Origin of the sequence: Pseudoalteromonas sp. APC 3495 (genome assembly GCF_030407645.1) — a bacterium.
Lineage (GTDB): Bacteria > Pseudomonadota > Gammaproteobacteria > Enterobacterales > Alteromonadaceae > Pseudoalteromonas > Pseudoalteromonas tetraodonis.
In genome coordinates this window covers 32,776-53,198 of sequence record NZ_JASDDA010000004.1, presented here as the reverse complement: position 1 = coordinate 53,198, position 20,423 = coordinate 32,776, and the positions used below count along the sequence as shown (strand labels likewise).

General features: G+C 40.3%; 19 protein-coding genes. 11 read left to right on the top strand and 8 right to left on the bottom strand.

Annotation, left to right across the window (positions count from 1 at the left end):
• Nucleotides 1–30: 30 nt before the first annotated feature.
• From gshB to QL984_RS02565, 4 genes are all read right to left on the bottom strand, one after another.
• A complete protein-coding gene (gshB, locus tag QL984_RS02580) occupies nucleotides 31–981 on the bottom strand; it encodes a glutathione synthase (protein ID WP_013465847.1) in 951 nt (316 codons plus the stop codon).
• 66 nt (nucleotides 982–1,047) lie between these two features.
• Nucleotides 1,048–1,782, bottom strand: coding sequence for a 16S rRNA (uracil(1498)-N(3))-methyltransferase (rsmE, locus tag QL984_RS02575; RefSeq protein ID WP_013465846.1), 735 nt, complete (start codon nucleotides 1,780–1,782; stop codon nucleotides 1,048–1,050).
• Nucleotides 1,783–1,852: 70 nt separating this feature from the next.
• Complete coding sequence (locus QL984_RS02570) at nucleotides 1,853–2,326, bottom strand: hypothetical protein (RefSeq protein WP_013465845.1); 474 nt, start codon at nucleotides 2,324–2,326, stop codon at nucleotides 1,853–1,855.
• A 77-nt stretch (nucleotides 2,327–2,403) separates the two neighbouring features.
• Nucleotides 2,404–3,297 carry a hypothetical protein gene (locus tag QL984_RS02565; RefSeq protein WP_013465844.1) on the bottom strand — a complete coding sequence of 298 codons (894 nt, stop codon included), beginning with the start codon at nucleotides 3,295–3,297 and terminating at the stop codon, nucleotides 2,404–2,406.
• Nucleotides 3,298–3,375: 78 nt separating this feature from the next.
• Here QL984_RS02565 and glnE point away from each other — a divergent pair, with 78 nt between their 5' ends.
• Entirely contained in the window at nucleotides 3,376–6,171 is a 2,796-nt protein-coding gene (gene glnE / locus QL984_RS02560; protein ID WP_138764493.1) for a bifunctional [glutamate--ammonia ligase]-adenylyl-L-tyrosine phosphorylase/[glutamate--ammonia-ligase] adenylyltransferase, read from the top strand.
• A gap of 64 nt (nucleotides 6,172–6,235) precedes the next feature.
• On the opposite strand, the gene QL984_RS02555 is transcribed toward glnE, so the two are convergent.
• From QL984_RS02555 to tolC, 3 genes are all read right to left on the bottom strand, one after another.
• A complete protein-coding gene (locus QL984_RS02555; protein ID WP_016900582.1) occupies nucleotides 6,236–6,808 on the bottom strand; it encodes a toxin co-regulated pilus biosynthesis Q family protein in 573 nt (190 codons plus the stop codon).
• 37 nt (nucleotides 6,809–6,845) lie between these two features.
• A complete protein-coding gene (lpxL, locus tag QL984_RS02550) occupies nucleotides 6,846–7,769 on the bottom strand; it encodes an LpxL/LpxP family Kdo(2)-lipid IV(A) lauroyl/palmitoleoyl acyltransferase (protein ID WP_138764492.1) in 924 nt (307 codons plus the stop codon).
• Between the two features lie 108 nt (nucleotides 7,770–7,877).
• On the bottom strand, nucleotides 7,878–9,236 hold the full coding sequence (tolC, locus tag QL984_RS02545; protein WP_138764491.1) for an outer membrane channel protein TolC: 1,359 nt from the start codon (nucleotides 9,234–9,236) through the stop codon (nucleotides 7,878–7,880).
• A 158-nt stretch (nucleotides 9,237–9,394) separates the two neighbouring features.
• Here tolC and QL984_RS02540 point away from each other — a divergent pair, with 158 nt between their 5' ends.
• The 9 genes from QL984_RS02540 (at nucleotide 9,395) to rraB (ending at nucleotide 18,385) form a co-directional block, all read left to right on the top strand.
• Nucleotides 9,395–10,021 (top strand): NUDIX domain-containing protein, encoded by a 627-nt coding sequence (locus QL984_RS02540; protein WP_016900572.1) that lies wholly within the window; start codon nucleotides 9,395–9,397, stop codon nucleotides 10,019–10,021.
• 31 nt (nucleotides 10,022–10,052) lie between these two features.
• Nucleotides 10,053–10,511 (top strand): DUF1249 domain-containing protein, encoded by a 459-nt coding sequence (locus QL984_RS02535; protein WP_013465838.1) that lies wholly within the window; start codon nucleotides 10,053–10,055, stop codon nucleotides 10,509–10,511.
• Nucleotides 10,498–11,283 carry a metallophosphoesterase gene (locus tag QL984_RS02530; RefSeq protein WP_138562239.1) on the top strand — a complete coding sequence of 262 codons (786 nt, stop codon included), beginning with the start codon at nucleotides 10,498–10,500 and terminating at the stop codon, nucleotides 11,281–11,283. Before QL984_RS02535 ends, QL984_RS02530 begins: the two co-directional genes overlap by 14 nt.
• A complete protein-coding gene (locus tag QL984_RS02525) occupies nucleotides 11,268–11,831 on the top strand; it encodes a YqiA/YcfP family alpha/beta fold hydrolase (RefSeq protein ID WP_008110593.1) in 564 nt (187 codons plus the stop codon). Before QL984_RS02530 ends, QL984_RS02525 begins: the two co-directional genes overlap by 16 nt.
• 20 nt (nucleotides 11,832–11,851) lie before the next feature.
• Entirely contained in the window at nucleotides 11,852–13,741 is a 1,890-nt protein-coding gene (gene parE / locus QL984_RS02520) for a DNA topoisomerase IV subunit B (RefSeq protein ID WP_138764490.1), read from the top strand.
• A 27-nt stretch (nucleotides 13,742–13,768) separates the two neighbouring features.
• Nucleotides 13,769–14,863 carry a PQQ-dependent sugar dehydrogenase gene (locus QL984_RS02515; RefSeq protein ID WP_138562235.1) on the top strand — a complete coding sequence of 365 codons (1,095 nt, stop codon included), beginning with the start codon at nucleotides 13,769–13,771 and terminating at the stop codon, nucleotides 14,861–14,863.
• A gap of 10 nt (nucleotides 14,864–14,873) precedes the next feature.
• Entirely contained in the window at nucleotides 14,874–17,171 is a 2,298-nt protein-coding gene (parC, locus tag QL984_RS02510; RefSeq protein WP_138764489.1) for a DNA topoisomerase IV subunit A, read from the top strand.
• Between the two features lie 165 nt (nucleotides 17,172–17,336).
• Nucleotides 17,337–18,050, top strand: coding sequence for a 1-acylglycerol-3-phosphate O-acyltransferase (locus QL984_RS02505; RefSeq protein ID WP_036956639.1), 714 nt, complete (start codon nucleotides 17,337–17,339; stop codon nucleotides 18,048–18,050).
• Complete coding sequence (gene rraB / locus QL984_RS02500; RefSeq protein WP_008110603.1) at nucleotides 18,050–18,385, top strand: ribonuclease E inhibitor RraB; 336 nt, start codon at nucleotides 18,050–18,052, stop codon at nucleotides 18,383–18,385. The genes QL984_RS02505 and rraB overlap by 1 nt, the downstream gene beginning before the upstream one ends.
• Before the next feature lie 67 nt (nucleotides 18,386–18,452).
• Here rraB and QL984_RS02495 read toward each other — a convergent pair whose 3' ends face one another.
• Nucleotides 18,453–19,424, bottom strand: coding sequence for a zinc transporter ZntB (locus tag QL984_RS02495; RefSeq protein ID WP_036956638.1), 972 nt, complete (start codon nucleotides 19,422–19,424; stop codon nucleotides 18,453–18,455).
• A gap of 532 nt (nucleotides 19,425–19,956) precedes the next feature.
• On the opposite strand from QL984_RS02495, the gene QL984_RS02490 reads away from it, so the two are divergent.
• Nucleotides 19,957–20,379 (top strand): ATP-dependent zinc protease, encoded by a 423-nt coding sequence (locus QL984_RS02490; RefSeq protein ID WP_008110607.1) that lies wholly within the window; start codon nucleotides 19,957–19,959, stop codon nucleotides 20,377–20,379.
• Nucleotides 20,380–20,423: the final 44 nt, after the last annotated feature.

Here is a 20,423-nt window from a genome sequence, read left to right as displayed (position 1 = left end):
TTTATATCTTTGAACTGATTCAGTGATAATTTATTTATTAAGCTTTTTCTCTATGGCGTCAAATAAAATGCCGGTAATTGAAATATCGTAAGCGGCTTCAATTTCTTTTACGCAGGTTGGCGCTGTTACGTTAATCTCAGTTAACTTATCACCAATAATATCTAAACCTACAAATATTAAGCCTTTTTCTTTCAAAGTAGGGGCGACCGCCTTTGCAATTTTAAGATCTGATTCGCTAATTGGGCGGGCTTCACCACGACCGCCTGCGGCTAAATTACCGCGTGTTTCGCCATTTTGTGGAATACGCGCTAAGCAATAAGGAATCACTTCACCATCAACAACCAATACGCGCTTATCGCCTTGAGTGATCTCTGGGATATAATTTTGCGCCATGGCAAAGCGGCTACCATGCTCGGTTAAGGTTTCGCATATTACGCCTATATTAGCATCATCGGCTTTTACTCTAAAAATAGAGGCGCCACCCATGCCATCAAGCGGTTTTAAAATAATATCTTTATGCTGGGCTAAAAACTCACGGATTTGTTTTTGGCTGCGTGTTACTAATGTATCTGGCGTGTGTTCACTAAACCAAGCTGTAAAGAGTTTTTCATTGGCGTCGCGCAAGCTTTGTGGTTTATTAATCACTAATGTGCCTGCTTGTTCTGCACGCTCTAAAATATACGTTGCGTAAATATATTCAGTATCAAAAGGCGGATCTTTACGCATTAAAATAACGTCTAAATCAGCCAGCGCTATGGTTTCTTTTTCTTCAAGTTGGTACCACTTTTGAGCGTTATCAAAAACTTGAGCTTTGGCTGCAGTGGCGTAGGCATTGCCTTGACGCAGCGATAAATCATCCATTTCCATGTAGTAAATTTCGTAGCCACGGGTTTGTGCTTGCATCATCATTGCAAAACCGGTGTCTTTTTTAATATTAAATCCACTAATAGGATCTGAAATAATACCTAACTTAATTGCCATGCGCTGTGCCTTAATTTATGTGTTTTTTACAACTGTAATCTTGATATGTGGGTGCTTTTAGTTATTTCAATTAGCTAAATCGCCAAATTGTAATTGCAGTGCACTTAAAACGGTTAACGCTGCTGTTTCTGTGCGAAGTACTCGCGGACCTAAGCGAATATCTACAAATTCTTGTTGTTTAGTTTGCGCCATTTCATCATCGGTAAATCCCCCTTCAGGGCCCACTAAAAATCGCACGCCACCATCAGGAACAGTAATGGTTTTAATGCTGTGCTCGGCGCGCGGGTGTAAGGTTAATTTAATTGCATCGGTTTGCTGTTCAAGCCAGTGTTTTAAATCTACGGGAGGATTAATGATTGGTACAAAGTTACGCCCAGACTGCTCTGCAGCAGCAATGGCTATTTTTTGCCATTGCTGGTGTTTTTTTTCTAGGCGGTCGCCACTGAGTTTTACGCCGCATCGCTGGCTAAAAATAGGTGTTATTTCAGTGATCCCTAATTCAACCGACTTTTGAATGGTAAAATCCATTTTATCACCACGGGATACACACTGGCCTAAATGAATCTTTAATGGCGATTCAACGTCATGAGGATTAAATTCAAGGGGCATAACAACAACGGTTTTTTTGCTCACTTCAATAATTTCACTGAGAAATTCACCCCCTTCACCATTAAACATAGAAACCTGCTCGCCCACTTTCATTCGTAGCACACGACCTACATGGCCTGCAGCGTCATCGTCAAGATTTAAAGGGGTGTTGAGAGCAATCGGTGATGATTGATAAATATGGGGCACTCGCATGGCAAATCACTTTTTTACATAGAAGTTATATCTCTCTATGGTAAGTAAGCAAAGGCTTGGGTGCAATTATTTATTTTTCATATTCGGGGGTTAAAAGCTCTGTTAACTCTTGTGCAGTTTGAGCTATGTCGGTATCACACGATAAATGGTTTGAATGGCATTCATCTTTTATGGGCTTAATTTCATACCCTTGATCTGTTTGAATAACCATATAGCGTTTTTCATGCAGTGAATTATAAATAAAGCGCTGTGTATCATCGGCGAGCAAGTAATCTGTTTGGTTAAACAGTACCCCCTGAATATTGTGGTGTTCGTGTAGGTAGCTGGCCAGCTCAGAAATGCTTATTTCGTTTTCAATATCGCAATAGCAATAATCTTTAACGAGTTCATCAAACATCATTTTAACCAGCTTTTGGGTATTAGCTCCGGCAATAACGATGTCTTTTTTAGCTGGATCATTTGAGTTTATATAGTGTTTAATAAATGAATGGCTAAACTCGTTGTCTATATCAATTAAGAGATAACTCGCTGTTTTTATTTCCATATGCCTAAAGTCCCTGTTAATTTACCAGACTATTAAATAGGGACGTTTAGTAACGGCTTAATTTAACCAGTTTGGTACTAAATTGAAAACATACTTATAAGTAAGTAACCAATAGCACAAAATACAGCAAATTCAATACACGCAATACCAATATTATCTTGATGATCGACTTCAAGTGCGGTGTCGATATTAGGCATTGAAATAATTTTTATAATATACGTTAAACAGTATAGTAACAGCCACATCACACCGCAATGCATTACCAAGGTAAATAAGTTTTCTACCATTTTACCATTTTGAAAGGCCGCACTAGATAAACCAGCATACGCCGCAAGTGCTAATCCAATTGACTTACCCGCATAGCGAATACCAATAGAGGTATTTTCTAAGCCAAAATTACTTTGCAATGAGGCGCCTTGATTTGCTTTAGCAAAGCGGTATTCACGTATTTTACTGTCCAAAGCAAACATTCCTTGCAACACAAAAAAGCTTACTGAGGCAATTAATAAATTACTAAACCCCTGAGTATGTGTCCATGTATATAAACCCAGCGCTAAAATACAATTAGCAATAAGCATCCCCGAGTCAACCAGCGCAGCACAGACGTTTTGCTTTAGTATTGCGGCTTCTTCATTAAAGCGGCGTAATATCCATTTACGATGGATTAAATGCCCCATTTTAATAAATGAAAAGAGCAGCACAATTAACAAAATCACTTTTAATGGGTTTGATTGTGCGGTGCTAATACTAATTTCATCAAATAAAAACGCCATGGTGGCTATAACAACAGATATTTCAGAGGCAAAACTAATCCCCATTGCAAAGTTATCATGTTGCGCCAATTCTTCTTTAAGTGCTTGTTTTGCTTTTATTTGAGTAACAATTCTTAAACTGATGATGATGACACAAATAACCACAAAACTAATAGCAATCGCAACTAAACTAGTGTTAGATAATGACAAATATGACATGGTGTTCCTAAATAGATTTACCTTGATAGGTTTTTAACCATTCTAGTATGGTTATTGGTGAGATAAAAGAGGGTATTGATGAGTAACGACACGCAGCTTCCTATTGAATTACAAAAACTCGGTGAAACACGCTTTGCCGCGCTGTACCCAGAGCAACAAAACCAGCAGCAGATAATACGGCTATTGGCGTTAAGTGATTTTGCTTGGCGCAGCTTAAGCTCTCAACCTGCGCTACTGTCTTGGTTACTGTGTGAACACGAAATTAAAAATAGAGAAATTTTAGACCCTTTTACACAGCTAGATATAACTAAAATAGAAGAGAGTGAGTGCCATAAGTTACTGCGCCAATACCGAGAAAAATACTGGTTAAAGGTGGCTTTTTTAGATTTATGCTGCAAAAACCCGATTGAAAATAGTATTAAATATATTAGTGAACTTGCTAATAAACTGATCGACAGTGCTAATCAATGGGCCTATAAAAATGTCGCTAAAACCAATGGTGAGCCATTGGATGAGCACAACAACCCGTTACCGTTAATGGTATTAGGAATGGGTAAACTAGGTGGACAAGAACTCAATTATTCATCTGATATCGATCTTATTTTTGCATATCCTCGCAATGTTAAAACCCAAGGTGGGCGTCGCTCGCTTGAAGCATCTGTCTTTTATACTAAAGTTGCCCAAAAGCTAATTACAGCACTTAATCAATGTACGGTCGATGGCCAAGTTTTTCGCGTAGATATGCGTTTGCGACCATTTGGGGAAAGTGGTCCGTTGGTAATGAGCTTTAATGCCATTGAAGATTACTACCAAGAGCAAGGGCGTGATTGGGAGCGCTACGCGATGTTAAAAGGGCGCTTAATTGGCACGCCTAACATTTATTGGCAGGAGTTTAATACGTTATTAAAGCCTTTTGTGTATCGCCGTTATATTGATTTTTCGGTTATTGAGTCGCTAAGAAAAATGAAGCTTATGATTGCCCAAGAGGTGCGTCGTAAGCGCTTAACCAATAATATTAAGTTAGGTGGTGGTGGCATTCGCGAAGTGGAGTTTATTGTTCAGGCTTTGCAAATGGTGCGAGGCGGCAGAGAGGCCAACTTACAAACGCAATCTTTACTAATTGCATTAAAAGAGCTAACAGTTAGCCAAGTTATTGATGAGCTTGAAGCTAAAGATTTAAAAAGCAATTACTTATATTTACGCAAAGTAGAGCAATACCTACAAATATTTGATGATCAACAAACACAAACACTGCCCGAGGATGAGCTCAATCAACAGCGACTCAATGTGTTGCTCGCTCAGGCAGATTTTGCGGCAACGCTTGTTAAAATAGATCATGTGATGAGCCAAATACATAACGAATTTACACAGGTTATAGGCGAAGAAACTGAACCACTTGATACCTGTGAAGGGGCGTTTATTAGTGCTTGGGATCACGGCGATGTTAGCTTTTTAAATGAGCCCAGAGATGAGTGGCAAACACCATTATACGACTTTAAACAACGACTTTCTAAAGCTAAAGTAGGCAATCGTGGGCGCGATATTCTTGATAAATTAATGCCGGCATTACTTAAACAGTTAAACGACTTTAATGCCAGTGCTAGCGCCTTTGCAACGGTATGCCAAATATTAAATAAAATTATTTCGCGCACCGCTTATCTAGAGTTGCTGTATGAAAATCCAGGAACGCTAAAACAATTGGTTTTACTTTGTTGTCACAGTAAATGGATTGGCGAGCATATTTCATTATACCCCATTTTGCTCGATGAACTTATCGACCCAGCAGTGCTTTACAAGCCAACCCCATTAACTGCGTATAAAGATGAAATAAGGCAGTATTTTTTACGCATTGAACATGACGATTTAGAGCAGCAAATGGAAGCGCTGCGTCAGTTTAAGCAAACCCATCAATTACGCATTGCCGCAGCTGATGCGACGGGCGTTATTGATGTAATGAAAGTAAGCGATCACTTAACAGCATTGGCTGAAGCGATAGTCGATCAGGCTGTAAATATTGCGTGGTACCACTGCGTAAAACGCTTTGGTATGCCACCTAATACCGATGATGAAAACAAGGGGTTTGCGGTTATTGCGTATGGTAAAACTGGCGGTTTTGAGGTGGGTTATGACTCTGATCTCGATTTAGTCTTTGTGCATAACCATGATGGTACAAGCTACACTAATGGTGATAAAGCGATTGACTCAAGACAGTTTTATTTAAAACTCGCACAACGATTAATGCATTTATTTAATACCCGTACCGCCTCAGGTATTTTATATGAGTTAGATACTCGTCTGCGTCCAGAAGGTGCATCAGGGCTATTAGCTATTAATCTAGAAAGCTTTAATCATTATCAGCAAACGCAAGCATGGACATGGGAGCACCAAGCGCTGGTTAGAGCGAGGCTGATTTTAGGTCAAGCTGAATTAGTAACACGATTTGCACAAATTCGCGCCGAGATATTGTGCCAACAACGTGATGAAGATACTTTAAAAGCAGACGTGATTAAAATGCGCGAAAAAATGCGTGGCCATTTGGCTAAAGGCAATGCGCAGCAATTTGACTTAAAACAAGATGTGGGTGCCATGACCGATATTGAGTTTATAACGCAATACTTGGTATTAAAACATGCCCATGAGTTTACCCACTTATGCGATAATTCTGACAATGTGAGAATTTTAACGGACGCGGCTAAAATTGGCTGTATCAGCGATATTCAAAAAAAGCAGCTTATTCAAGCGTATATAGACTATCGCTCACGCTATCATGTGTTGAGCTTAGACCAGCAAGGTCGCTGCGTTAAACGCGAAGAGTTTAGTGAAAATATCAATAATGTTAGCACGGTTTGGAAGGCAATATTTGGGCTAGATTGAGCAATTTAATGTTATGCGCTCAGCAATATTTGAGCGCATATCAACAAAATTAAACCGAATGTAGTTAATTGCTTAGCTTTAAACAGTTTGAGCGTACAAATTCAGACGGTAGCTCGGTAATCACCGCTGCACGTTGTTTAGGGCAGAAAAACGCATACACTTCATTTGAAAAGTCATCATTAATAGAGCGGCTAACGCGGTATAAAGCGGAGTTAAAACTGCTATCTATACGAAAGTGATCTTTTATTACGTAATCTTTGTCTAAGTACCACATTAAAGTAATACCTTCGTTATTAGCATATTGGGTCAGTACAGTACGCAAGGTTGAGTCACGTTGAAAGCGACGCGGGCCTACTTCTCCACTCCAATTTAAAGGCATAGGCTCTACTACAAAAGAGCGTTGGTTTAGCGCTCTGTCGAGGCTAAGATCGGGTTTTTCGAGTTCAATGACAAATTTGTCATTGTCTTTATTGACAGAAATTCTATCTCGGATTGATGCATAAAACCGCGATAACCCTTCAGCCGCAGCGTTAGTGGTTTGTTGATAATTAAGTGACGACGAACCATTTAGTAGAAAGTAAATAGCTGCACCAATTAACAATAAAGCTAAAAGTATATATCTAATCCAAAACCACATGGCTGTTACTCATCTTTGTTATTTTAATAACCCATCTTTAATAAAAAGAGGGGGCGTCTTTATCGGGTCGTGTTTTAAAGCGTCTATGCAACCACATATATTGTTCAGGGGCGGCATTTATTGATTGTTCCATGCGCTGATTAACACGTGTTACATCGGCTTTATTATCGCCGCTCGGGAAGTTTTCAAGCTCAGGCACGATTTCTAAGTGGTACTTTCCGTTGTTATCCCTATAAGCAATTAAGCTCATTGTTTCGCAGTTTTTACTACCTGCAAACATTAGTGTACCAGTGGTGGTTGCTGTATCGGGTACTGCGTAAAAAGGCACAAACTCACAGCGGTTACGGCCATAATCCTGATCGGGTAAGTAATAGCAAACTTTTTTGTTCTTTAATGCTTTTAATAATCCTTTTACGTCTTTTTTTCCAACCATGTACTCGTTAGAGCGAAGGCGTCCGTTGGTGGTGAAGTATTCCATCAGCGGATTATTATGTGGGCGATAAAAACCAATGCCTTGGCACTTTAATCCCATCACTCGACTTGCCATTTCAAGGTGAAGCACATGAGGAACAAGTAATAAAACGCCTTTTCCTGATTGTTGTACGCGCTCAAAATGTTCAAGCCCTTTTAGTGATCCGAGTACCTTTTCTACCCGCCACTGTGGCCACCACCAAGCCATGCCGGTTTCGACCATAGCAATACCGGTATTTTCCATATTCTTAAGTACTAGCTGTTGTTGCTCGGCTTCGCTCATTGTGGGGAAGCAGTGCTTAATATTAACTTCAGCAATGTGCCTTCTACGCTTCATATATTTATGAACCAAGCGTCCTAGCTGCTTACCCATTGCTAATTGTAGTTTTTGTGGTAACCATGAAATGAGATATAAAAACAAAACACCAATCCAGGTTAGCCAGTAACGAGGACCTAAAAAAGAGGCTTTAAAAGGGGATGAGTTAACCACAAAAATTTTTCTCTAAAAATAAAACGTTAGTTTAACGCTATGTGCTTAAAAATACAAAAAGCCAGCAAAAAGCTGGCTTTAGTGATTATTTATAATGAAGTCGTCTGCTTAGTTAACGGTATTTAAACCTTGGTTTATACCCACTAAGTCTTCGCGGCTTAATGTTCCTGTCGCTTGTTTTAAGCGAAGCGTTGATACAACATAACGATAACGCACATCAGCAAGATTACGCTTTGCATTGTACAAGTTTTGCGTACTGATCAGTACATCAACGATTGTACGTGTACCTACTTCAAAACCCGCTTCAGTGGCTTTTAGTGCACTTTGTGCTGAAATAACAGCTTGTTCAAGCGCCTTAAATGTTGCAATGTCAGATACCACTTGATTGTAAGAAGTAATAACTGAGCGAGTTACTGCACGATAATCGGTTTCAAAATCTTGGCTCGCAGCAACGTAAAATGCACGTGCTTGATCTGTTGCAGCAACCGTTGCGCCACCTGAGTAAAGTGGTACGCTAAAGTTTAGTCCAATAGAGCTTGAATCTGAACGAGGTTGATCGTCAAAACTAACGCCATTTAACTCACTATCTGTTAATGAGTCGCCGTAGCTAGCATTTAACGTTAGTTTTGGGTAATGACCTGCTTTTGCGAGTTCAATTTGTTCTTTAGCTATATCAACCGTTATTTTTGATACTTGCAGATTTAAGTTTTTGTCTTTAGCTATTTTAACTAAATCAGTTGCAGGCGTACTTGGCTTAACAGTAGAAAACGTTTCGGTGTTTAACATATCTAGCTTTGCATGGTATTTACCGGTGATCTCACGTAGTTGCTCACGGGCTGTTTCTACCGCATTATTAGCAATGATTTCTTGCGCTACTGAGTTATCAAATTGTGCTTGTGCTTCATGTACATCGGTAATAGCCGTTAAACCTACAGCGTAACGTTGTTTAGTTTGTTCAAGTTGGCGCTCAATGGCACGTTTTTCAGCTTGTACAAATTCAAGGTTATCAATAGCGCTTAATACGTTAAAATAGCCTTCAGCCACACGTACTATTAAATCTTGTTTAGCAAAATCGTACTGGCCACTAGCTTGCAGTGCTTGTTTGTCAGCAATGCCGAGTGAATTCCACGCGCCCAAATCAAATAGCGTTTGGCTTAAGCTAATACCACGTCTGAATTGGTCCGTTTCACTTTCGACTTTAACTTGGTTTGATAAATCGCCTATGCTTTGAAAAGAGGTCGAGTCACTTTTTTCATAACTCATGCTTAAACCAATTTGCGGTAATAGTGCGCTCATAGCGCGATCGCTTTGGTATGATTGTGCATCAGCTTGGGCTTTTGCTTTTAAAACGGTAGGATCGTTGGCTGTTGCGATTTCAAAAACTTGAAGTAAATCTTCTGCATTGGCTACGGTTGAGCCCAATGCGCATGATAAACTAACCAGTGCAGCAAGGATGTTCTTTTTCATGTGATGTTCGGTCCTTAGACAATTTTTGTACTAGTAGCATGTTAACCTGTTTTAACTAATAACTAAAAAAAAAATTAGTAAAACAGCGTTCTCAAGTGTAACAGAATATATACCTAAATGACGTTGATGTATTTGCACCCTCAAAAAGGAAAGAATAGATGGCGAATAAAAGTCGTATTAAATTTACCCATGACGATGTGAGATTAAAACCAATTGAAAATTTGTATGATGGTTTTTTTAAAATAAACCTTTATCAATTTAAGCATGCCTTATTTGCGGGTGGAGAGTCTGAGGTAATTCGTCGAGAAATTCTTGAACGCGGAGATGCGGTCGCAGTTTTACCTTATGACCCAGTAACTGAGCAAGTGCTGCTAATTGAACAAATTCGAATTGGCGCAATTAAAAGCAAACACACGCCTTGGCTGTTAGAATGTATAGCGGGCATGACCGATGGCAGTGAAGATTACGAGTCGGTTGTTAAAAAAGAAGCGTTTGAAGAAGCGGGACTTAATTTAACAGAACTTGAGTTTATGTTGTCTTACCTTTCAAGCCCCGGCGGTACTACAGAGCGTTTGTTTTTATATTTAGCTCACGCCGACTTAAGCCAAATTAATACCGGTATATATGGCTTAGACACCGAAGGTGAAGATATTAAAACGCATATTATGGATTTAGATGAAGCATTTGAGCGACTCAATCGTGGCGAGATAGATAATGCGGCTACGGTAATTTGCTTGCAATGGTTAGCACTAAATCGCGACAGAATACGTAAGAAGTGGGCATAGTTTTTAATTTTTTAATAGTAATGGCGGTATTTTGACAGCACTTTTAACGACTAATCGATACATTCAAAGCCTTCCAAAGTATTTAACACTTTGTGAGCATAATTACGTACGCCTTTTAAAATTACTACCTAGTGAACGAGCGATTGGCAGTGTTAGAGAAATCAAACTGGGCCACAGTGAATTTGCCATCAACATAGATGACAATGCCAAGTACACCCTTGATGTCTCTATTAAACAGTTATCAGGAATGGTAAGTGGTATTTCGCCTTTGTATTTAACAGTGCGCTTATATAATGATGCTAAAGTAGCCGAAATTGTCCATCATGATTACCACCAACGAATCAAACCTTCCTATGGCTACCCTAATCCTAAGATGCATCAAAAAGATGAAAAGTATCAGTTGAATGCTTTTTTATATGATTGGTTGGTTGCCTGTGTAGAGCGAGGTCAATCAACACTTAATTGGGATGTAAATAATGGCTTGGTTTGATGATACGTATTATTTTGAGCAAGCCCAGCTTCGTATAGCCCATATAACGGATTGTCATCTTTTTAGCGATAAGCAGGGCGAGTATTTTGGGGTTAACACCGCAGAACATTTTATTAGGGCACTTACAGATATAGCAAAACAGCAGCCTGATGCCTTGATATTTGGTGGCGATTTAACCCAAGATCACAGCTTTGATTCCTATTTATTATTTGCTGAACTGATTCATAATAGTGAACTAAATTGCCCCGTATTTTGGGTTCCCGGCAATCATGATGAAATTGAACAGCTCAATTTAATTAGTGGCGGGCAAATACAACGCGCTAAACATATTGTGGCGCAAGGGTTTGAGCTTTTATTACTTAATTCTAAAGGAAATACCCCTGCTGGGTGGGTGACGCCCTCGCATTTAGAGGAAATTATGGCGTGTTTAGTCGATTCAGATAATCGTCATATTGTATTTTGCCATCATAACCCATTGCCTATTAATGGCTACCTAGATAAACACATACTAGAAAATGGGCCGCAGCTATTAAATTTATTAGTTAATAATGGCCGAGTTGATGCGCTGTTTCATGGGCATGTTCACAATGACTACCAACAGCAATTTAGAGAGCTTGATATTTACGCGACACCGGCCAGTTCCGTGCAGTTTACAAAGCACAGTGCTACTTGGCAGCAAGAAGATAAAGGGGCGGCTTATCGTATGCTGCACTTAAATGCTGAGCAACAAAAGGTGCATATACGCACGGACGTGATATGGTTAAACGAGTAATCTATATTCACGGTTTTAATAGCTCTGAAAAATCATATAAAGCTGTGCGCTTTGGTGAGCTTATGGCACACTATGATGTTGATTATTGTGTGCCACGCTTAAACCATGAACCTATAGAGGCGATTATAGCGCTTGAACAACTATTAACACCGAATACCGTATTATTGGGCAGCTCGTTAGGTGGCTTTTTTGCTACGTATTTATCGCAGCGTTATCAAATTCCTGCGGTGGTAATTAATCCTGCCGTTGCCCCATATACATTATTAGAGCCTATACTTGGGCCTAATTATAATCCGTATCAAGATTATAATTACCAATTACAATCTCGTCATATAGATGCGTTAAAAGCATTAACGGTGACAGAGTTAAAACACCCTGAGCTGTTGTATTTATTACAGCAAACAGGGGATGAAGTGTTAAATTTTCAGCACGCAATAAAGTATTACTCACAATGTAAACAGTTAATTGAATTTGGCGGCGATCATAGCTTTAATGGCTTTGAGCGAGCTTTTTCAAGCATTGTCGATTTTCTTAAAATCAGATATTAGCGTATATAAAGATAAAAACTATGACTCAACAAAATTATAACGCCGAAGCTATTGAAGTACTTAATGGATTAGAGCCGGTAAAACGCCGCCCAGGCATGTATACAGACACATCGCGCCCCAATCATTTAGGCCAAGAGGTTATTGATAACAGTGTTGATGAAGCAATGGCCGGGCATGCGACGCGTATTGATGTCATTTTGCATGAAGATAACTCACTTGAAGTGAGCGATGATGGTCGGGGGATGCCGATAGATATTCACCCTGAAGAAGGTATTCCTGGGGTTGAACTAATATTCACCAAATTACACGCAGGTGGTAAATTTTCAAATAAAAATTACCAGTTCTCTGGTGGTTTGCATGGGGTAGGTATCTCGGTCGTTAATGCGCTATCTACCCGCGTGGAAGTAACGGTTCGCCGTGACGCACAGCAATTTAGAATGGCTTTTGAGCATGGCGATAAAGTTGAAGATTTAAATGTTATTGGCTCAGTGGGTAAACGCAATACCGGTACTAACGTGCGCTTTTGGCCAGATACCAGCTATTTTGATTCTGCTAACTTTTCACTGACTAAGCTTAACCATTTATTAAAAGCCAAAGCGGTACTATGCCCAGGTTTGCGTATTAAGTTTGTAAATAAACAAACGAAAGAAACCCAAGAGTGGTTTTATGAAACCGGCTTAAAAGATTACTTAGTAGAAGCAGTTAAAGGCTATGAGATACTGCCTAAAGACCCATTTGTAGGTGAGTTTTCAAGTTCTATTGAAGGCGCTGATTGGGCCGTTGTATGGATGCTTGAAGGCGGTGAGTCAACAGCCGAAAGTTATGTAAACTTAATTCCTACCGCACAAGGTGGCACCCACGTAAATGGCCTGCGCCAAGGGCTTTTAGAGGCGATGCGTGAATTTTGTGAATTTAGAAACTTATTACCACGTGGTGTAAAGCTCACCCCAGATGATATTTGGGAACGTTGTAGTTATGTATTGTCGGTAAAAATGCAAGACCCACAATTTGCAGGGCAAACCAAAGAAAAACTCTCATCACGTTCATGTGCTGCGTTTGTATCGGGTGTCGTAAAAGATGCTTTTAGCTTATGGCTAAATGAGCACACTGACACTGCAGAGTTACTTTCTGAATTGTGTATTTCAAATGCACAGCGTCGCTTACGCGCGGCTAAAAAAGTAGTTCGTAAACGTGTTACTTCAGGCCCTGCATTACCAGGCAAACTGACCGATTGTAGTGCTGCTGATAATGACCGCACGGAATTGTTTTTAGTAGAGGGTGATTCAGCGGGTGGCTCAGCTAAACAAGCGCGAGATCGTGAGTTCCAAGCAATCATGCCACTAAGAGGTAAAATTTTAAATACTTGGGAAGTAGAATCAGGGCAAATTTTGGCCTCTCAAGAAGTGCATGATATTTCAGTGGCATTGGGTATTGACCCCGATTCAAGTGATTTATCAGGGCTGCGTTACAATAAAATATGTATATTAGCGGATGCTGACTCGGATGGACTGCACATTGCCACTTTATTGTGTGCCTTATTTGTGCGCCACTTCCCACAATTGGTAAAAACTGGGCATGTGTATGTTGCTATGCCACCGCTGTTTAGAATTGATATTGGTAAAGATGTTTATTACGCGCTTGATGAAGATGAAAAAACGGGCATTTTAGCGCGTATAGAAGCAGAGAAAAAACGCGGTAAGGTAAACGTGCAACGCTTTAAAGGCTTGGGTGAAATGAACCCGCTACAATTGCGTGAAACAACCATGGATCCAAATACCCGTCGTTTAGTGCAGCTAACACTTGATGAAGAAGAACAAACAATGGAAATGATGGATATGTTACTTGCTAAAAAGCGTTCATCAGATCGCCGCCAATGGCTTGAAGATCACGGTAACAAAGCACAAGTTTAATAAGCCTTTGGGCTACAGGAGAGGCAAATGAAAAGACTATTTAGCACACTGTTGTTAGTCGGCTTTATGTCATCGCCAGTGATGGCGAAAAATATTCTCGACAAGCTGACGGCTGCCCCAGGGTTTGAAATAAGCTTATTTGCTGATGATGTTGAAAATGCTCGGCAAATTGCAGTATCAAGCCGAGGTATAGTGTATGCAGGTTCGCGTAATGCGGGTAATGTGTATGCATTGATTGATCATAACAGCGACGGCGTTGCAGATAAAAAAATAGTGATTGCAGAGGGACTGAATATGCCCTCGGGTTTAGCGATTAAAGACGGTGACTTATATGTCGGTGAAGTGCACCGTATTATTCGTTTTAAAAATATCGATAAGCACCTCAAAAACCCTGAGTATGAAGTGTTTTATAGCGATTTACCGTCAGAGCGCCACCATGGCTGGAAGTTTTTACGCTTTGCGCCAAACGGCGAGCTGATTATTCCGGTGGGTGTTCCCTGTAATATTTGTGAGGAAGATGCTCGGTTTGGTCGTATTTTTTCGTTAAACACCGACACCAAAGAAATAACCACTTTAGCCAAAGGTGTGCGCAATACTGTAGGCTTTGACTTTCACCCTAGCACGCAAATGCTATGGTTTAGCGATAATGGCCGTGACATGATGGGGGATGATATTCCACCCGATGAGCTAAACCGCATCACTAAAGAAGAAGAACATTTTGGTTTTCCATACGTGCATGGCGGCGTTATTGTTGATCCGGAGTTTGGTGAAGGCAAAAACATTGCTGACTACACTCAACCTGCATTGGCATTAGGTGCGCATGTTGCGCCATTAGGTATTCATTTTTATACCGGCAAGCAGTTCCCTGATAGCTATAAACAACAGTTATTTGTAGCTGAGCATGGTTCATGGAACCGCTCTAAAAAGGTCGGTTATAAAGTGGCAGTGGCAACTATAGAAAATGCCAAGGTAACAAAGTATACGCCACTGATCACCGGCTTTATGCAAGACGAAACGACATTTGGACGCCCTGTTGCATTTGCACAATTAAATGATGGCAGTCTATTGGTAAGCGATGATTACGCAAACGTAATTTACCGCGTAAGCTATAAGAAAAACTAGGTAAGCTTTAATGAGTGATACAGATACCTTGCTAATGCAAGGAATTGAACAGCAAACAATGGGGCGTTTTACCGAAGACGCCTATTTAAATTATTCAATGTACGTGATCATGGATCGTGCCTTACCGCACGTTGGTGACGGCCTAAAACCCGTTCAGCGTCGTATTATTTATGCGATGAGTGAGTTGGGATTATCGGCAAGTGCTAAATACAAAAAATCAGCCCGTACCGTGGGTGACGTATTAGGTAAATACCATCCTCATGGTGATAGTGCCTGTTATGAAGCCATGGTACTTATGGCGCAGCCGTTTTCTTATCGCTACCCGTTAGTTGATGGTCAAGGTAACTGGGGTGCAGCAGATGATCCGAAGTCGTTTGCGGCAATGCGTTATACCGAAGCGCGTTTATCTAAATTCTCTGAAGTATTACTTAAAGAGTTAGGCCAAGGGACTGTTGATTGGACGCCAAACTTCGACGGCACCATGGATGAACCATTAGTATTGCCATCGCGCTTACCGCATATATTACTTAATGGTGTCACCGGTATTGCTGTGGGTATGGCAACCGATATACCGCCGCATAATGTGCGTGAAGTAGCCAGTGCCTGTTGTTTATTACTTGATAAACCAAAAACAGAACTCGAAGAGTTATTGGATTTAGTACATGCGCCTGATTATCCAACTGATGCTGAAATAATTACGCCTAAAGCTGATATTCACAAAATTTATAAAACCGGTCGTGGCTCAATTAAAATGCGTGCAGTGTATTGTGAAGAGCAGGGCGATATCGTCATTACCGCTTTGCCGCACCAATGTTCGGGTGCAAAAGTACTTGAGCAAATTGCAGCGCAAATGAACGCTAAAAAGTTACCAATGGTGGCTGACTTACGTGATGAGTCTGATCACGAAAATCCAACCCGTATTGTGATTGTGCCGCGTTCAAACCGAATTAAAGCTGAGCCATTAATGGCGCACTTATTTGCAACAACCGATCTTGAAAAAAATTACCGCGTAAACTTAAACATGCTGGGCTTAGATGGCCGTCCACAGGTTAAAGACTTACGTAGTATTTTAACTGAATGGTTAACCTTTAGACGTGAAACAGTGCGTCGTCGTTTGCAATATCGACTCGATAAAGTACTCGCAAGATTACATATTTTAGAGGGCTTGCTTGCTGCCTTTTTAAATATTGACGAAGTTATAGAAATTATCCGCTCTGAAGATAAGCCTAAACCATTATTAATGGAACGCTTTGAGTTAACCGATATTCAAGCGGAAGCCATTTTAGAATTAAAACTTCGCCATTTAGCAAAACTTGAAGAGTTTAAAATTCGTGGTGAGCAAGACGAATTAGCCAAAGAGCGTGACAAATTAGAGCAAACATTAGGCTCAGACCGTCGCATGTCGACGTTGCTTAAAAAAGAAATTCAAGAAGCCGCAGAAATGTATGGCGACGATCGTCGCTCACCTGTTATTGAGCGTGTGGAAGCCAAAGCACTGAGCGAAAAAGATTTAATCCCTTCAGAGTCTGTGACTGTTGTTTTATCTGATAAAGGCTGGGCACGTGTTGGTAAGGGGCATGACTTAGATGTAGAAGGGTTAAATTACCGTGCCGGTGATGGCTATAGAGCATCAGCGCGAGGTAAAAGTAATCAACCTGCGGTATTTTTAGATTCAGCAGGGCGTGCATTTGCGACCGATGCGCATAGCCTTCCTTCTGCAAGAAGCCAAGGCGAGCCTATGACAGGGCGCTTTAACTTAACCTCAGGCGCAAGCTTTGAGCACGTAGTTATGGGTGAAGACGCTCAAGTATTGCTAATGGCTTCTGATGCCGGTTATGGCTTTATTACTGACTTTAAAGATTTAGTCAGTAAAAACAAAAACGGTAAAGCCTTAGTGAGTGTGCCAAAAGGTGGTGTGTTACTTTCGCCAATTCGCGTGAATGACGTTGCCAGTGATTACTGTATGGCAATTTCTAACGAGGGACGAATGTTGTTATTCCCACTGCGTGATTTACCTAAGCTAGGTAAAGGCAAGGGCAATAAGATTATTTCTATTCCGGGCGCTAAAGTACAAGCGCGCGAAGAGTTTGTAAAAGTATTAGCTGTTGTGCCGCAAGGGAGCAGTGTTACGCTGCATGCAGGTAAGCGTAAATTGACGCTTAAACCAAGCGACCTTGAGCATTACCATGGCGAGCGAGGCCGCAGAGGGAACAAGTTACCTCGTGGTTTACAGCGCGTTGATGAAGCCGTGGTAGAGTTAACACCTCAGCAAGTTGATGAGCCAAATTCAGATACTGAGCAAAGTTAAAACACTCGGAAAATTAGACTAAATTAGATAACGGCTTACTTAGGTAAGCCGTTTTTTATGACTGTTTTATTTCAGCGAACGCTTGTGCGCTATTTTCTCGTCTGCGCAACAAAATAACGTTATAATAAAGCAATACATGATTGTGGTTATATTGGAGAGGCGCACTTGCTAGCTGTTATACGTATTTTAATAATGCTGTTGTTTATATTATTAAGTTGTTTTTTTGGTTTGTTGTTATCAATATTTAGACCATTTCATCCTAATAATGTGCACGTTATTGCAAGTTGGTTTGGCTCAATGGCTAAAATGCTTGGGGTTAAATTAGAACTAAAATATCACCCTGATGCGCTTAAGGTGGGGCCTGCTGTGTATGTAGCGAATCATCAAAATAGCTACGATTTATTTACTATTCCAGCCATGGTACCAAAAAATTGTGTGAGCGTTGGCAAAAAAAGTCTTAAATGGATCCCATTTTTTGGGCAGCTTTATTGGTTGTCGGGTAATATTTTAATCGACCGTTCAAATCGTTCAAAAGCTGCTGGCACAATCTCAAAAGCAGCGGCTAAAATAAAACAAAAAGGCTTATCGGTGTGGATGTTCCCTGAGGGGACGCGTAGTTATGGTCGTGGTTTACTCCCCTTTAAAACCGGTGCATTTCATACCGCAATGAGTGCAGAGGTGCCTGTTGTGCCAGTATGTATGAACACAACCGATAAAACCATTAAACTAAATCGCTGGGATAATGGTACAATTTACATTGAAATGTTAGCCCCCATAGCACTTGATAACAGTATCAGTGCCCGTGAACATGCTAAAAGTGTGCACAGTGTTATGGCTGCTAAAATAACAGAATTAGATGCTCAAGTGAGAGAGAAATAATGGAAAACTGGCGTGAAATAAGTGAAGACATCGTAACTTCACTACTTGAAGATGGTTCCGATCCAGAAATTCTTTATGAAGTAGAACACCACTTTGTATGTGAAGACTTTACTAAGTTAGAACAAGCGGCATTGGCTGCGTTTAAACTAGGTTACGATGTAGAAGAGCCAGCAGAACTTGAGCTTGAAGACGGTGAAAAAATTTGGAGTTTTGACATTGTTGTTGAAGCCGAGTTAGATGTCGACGTGATAATGGAAGACGTTGACAAACTCGCGCAACTTGCTGTTGAATGCGATGTTGAATACGACGGTTGGGGCACTTACTTTCAAGAGTAAAGATTACCAATGCAAAAGGCGAACAATATGTTCGCCTTTTTTGTGCCTTGTTGGATCTGTATTGTAATTACAGCCACTTTTTATTTTTAAAGTAAATACCAATCCCACCAGTTAAAACAATTAAAAACACCACAAATGCAGTGAATGCATAGGGGCTTTCTGTTCCAGGTATACCGCCGACATTGACCCCCAATAATCCAGTTAGAAAGCCCAGCGGTAAAAATAAAGCAGCCACCACCGACATTACATACATCCGCTGATTTAATTGCTCAGAGACCTGATTTGTAATGGTTTGTTGGATAACAAGTGCGCGCTCTATTGAACTATCGAGCTCTTCTAAATAGCGAATAAGTAAATTGGTGGTTTCATTTAGCTTGGCTTTATCATCGTCAAAAAGCCATGGGTAATGATTATTAACCATGCTACTGAGTGCTTCTTTTTGTGGTTTTAAGTAACGTTTTAGCGCGATGGTTTGACGGCGAAGTTGCGACAAGCCTTGATTATCAAACTTTTTACTGGGCTCATCAATTTCCTCTTCAAAATCATCTAAGCTTTCATCTAGCTCATCAATTACTGTTTGCATACGTGAAGTGAGCTTGTGCGCTAATGTACACACCAATTCAGAAATACTGCATGGCCCCTCATTAATATTCAACGAGGCTAGAATATCTTGCACTGATAATAATCGGCGCTTACGCGTGGTGATCACCACATCGTTATTTATAAATAACCGAATAGATACCATGTCTTCAGGGCTTTGTGCTGGGTTTAAGTTGATCCCGCGTAAAAATAACATATGGCCATTAGTTGTTGGCGTTATTCGTGGACGCGTTTCATCAGCAGTGAGTGATTCCAGTTCATAGTCGTTTAACAGCCCGCAGTTTTTTAACCAATCTACCGCATCTGTTTGGCTGTAGTCCATATGCACCCACAGTTTTCCATCAGTAGGTTGCCATTGGTGTAATTGCTTGCTGTTTTCTATGGGGCGTGCACCGCCTTTTTCATCAAGAATAAGCGCATGAAGTAAGCCATTAATCATAATAATTTCTCATCGATAGTATATTTTCAATACAGTTAACTGTAATGTATTTAGGATCTGTTTATCTTTCAAGGTTAAATTTACAGCAGTCTATTTGGTATTTAGGCAAGGCAGAGTGTGGTTATTCCCCATAAATAGGCGATAACACAACATCAATGCCAAATAGGCGCTGCCCGAAGGGTTCTGCCTAGGGGCAATTAACTCTTTGTTGCTCGATTTTTACTTAGCCCACTAGGTTACAAACCTCGCGCCGCGATTAAATTGCCCCTAGTTTGAACAAATATTAATTCGTAAAGGTCAACAGACCCTAGTTAAATAAATAAAATTTAGCTTTACTTTGTATATGTTAAACTGAGTTTAACAACAAAAACTTATGTTTTAGCCTATGGTTAAATGCATACGTAAGAGCTGCATTGTTAAACGAGTTAACTTAAAAGGTCAATCAAATCGGCTTATCGAGTAGATTAATTTATTTTGTTGGTGTTTTATTTGCTGTAGCGTATAAAACACTTTTTTTACTAAGGGCACATTTATGACGACAAAAATAACAGTTGGTTGGCGTGAGTGGTTGAGTTTACCCGAGCTGGGCATCGAGCAAATTAAAGCAAAAATAGATACCGGTGCACGTACTTCCTGTATTCATGCAATTAATATTGAAGAATATGAAGTGGAAGGCGAAAAATGGGTTAAATTTATAGCCCAACCATTGCAAGAAGACGAGCAAACGCAAATCACCTGCAATGCCAAAGTTAAAAAAATGAAGTACGTTACCAGCTCTAGTGGCCAAAAAGAACTGCGTTACTTTATTGAAACTACATTACATGCTGGCGAATTTAGTTGGCCAATAGAAATTACATTAACAAGTCGTGCGTCAATGAAGTTTAGAATGTTATTAGGACGCACAGCTATGGAAAATCGTATAGTCGTTGATCCGGCTTTATCACATTTATTATAAGAATTCGTTGAGTAGCAAACATACTTATATGTGCTTGCTCAACA

Bases quoted from the DNA above. Each gene is read 5' to 3' on its own strand.
- QL984_RS02565 (WP_013465844.1), bottom strand. From the start codon at position 3,297: ATGTCATATTTGTCATTATCTAACACTAGTTTAGTTGCGATTGCTATT.
- QL984_RS02495 (WP_036956638.1), bottom strand. From the start codon at position 19,424: ATGATTAATGGCTTACTTCATGCGCTTATTCTTGATGAAAAAGGCGGT.
- QL984_RS02555 (WP_016900582.1), bottom strand. From the start codon at position 6,808: ATGTGGTTTTGGATTAGATATATACTTTTAGCTTTATTGTTAATTGGT.
- QL984_RS02570 (WP_013465845.1), bottom strand. From the start codon at position 2,326: ATGGAAATAAAAACAGCGAGTTATCTCTTAATTGATATAGACAACGAG.
- QL984_RS02530 (WP_138562239.1), top strand. From the start codon at position 10,498: ATGGCTTGGTTTGATGATACGTATTATTTTGAGCAAGCCCAGCTTCGT.
- parE (WP_138764490.1), top strand. From the start codon at position 11,852: ATGACTCAACAAAATTATAACGCCGAAGCTATTGAAGTACTTAATGGA.
- rsmE (WP_013465846.1), bottom strand. From the start codon at position 1,782: ATGCGAGTGCCCCATATTTATCAATCATCACCGATTGCTCTCAACACC.
- parC (WP_138764489.1), top strand. From the start codon at position 14,874: ATGAGTGATACAGATACCTTGCTAATGCAAGGAATTGAACAGCAAACA.
- QL984_RS02525 (WP_008110593.1), top strand. From the start codon at position 11,268: ATGGTTAAACGAGTAATCTATATTCACGGTTTTAATAGCTCTGAAAAA.
- rraB (WP_008110603.1), top strand. From the start codon at position 18,050: ATGGAAAACTGGCGTGAAATAAGTGAAGACATCGTAACTTCACTACTT.
- QL984_RS02490 (WP_008110607.1), top strand. From the start codon at position 19,957: ATGACGACAAAAATAACAGTTGGTTGGCGTGAGTGGTTGAGTTTACCC.
- tolC (WP_138764491.1), bottom strand. From the start codon at position 9,236: ATGAAAAAGAACATCCTTGCTGCACTGGTTAGTTTATCATGCGCATTG.
- glnE (WP_138764493.1), top strand. From the start codon at position 3,376: ATGAGTAACGACACGCAGCTTCCTATTGAATTACAAAAACTCGGTGAA.
- QL984_RS02515 (WP_138562235.1), top strand. From the start codon at position 13,769: ATGAAAAGACTATTTAGCACACTGTTGTTAGTCGGCTTTATGTCATCG.
- QL984_RS02540 (WP_016900572.1), top strand. From the start codon at position 9,395: ATGGCGAATAAAAGTCGTATTAAATTTACCCATGACGATGTGAGATTA.
- gshB (WP_013465847.1), bottom strand. From the start codon at position 981: ATGGCAATTAAGTTAGGTATTATTTCAGATCCTATTAGTGGATTTAAT.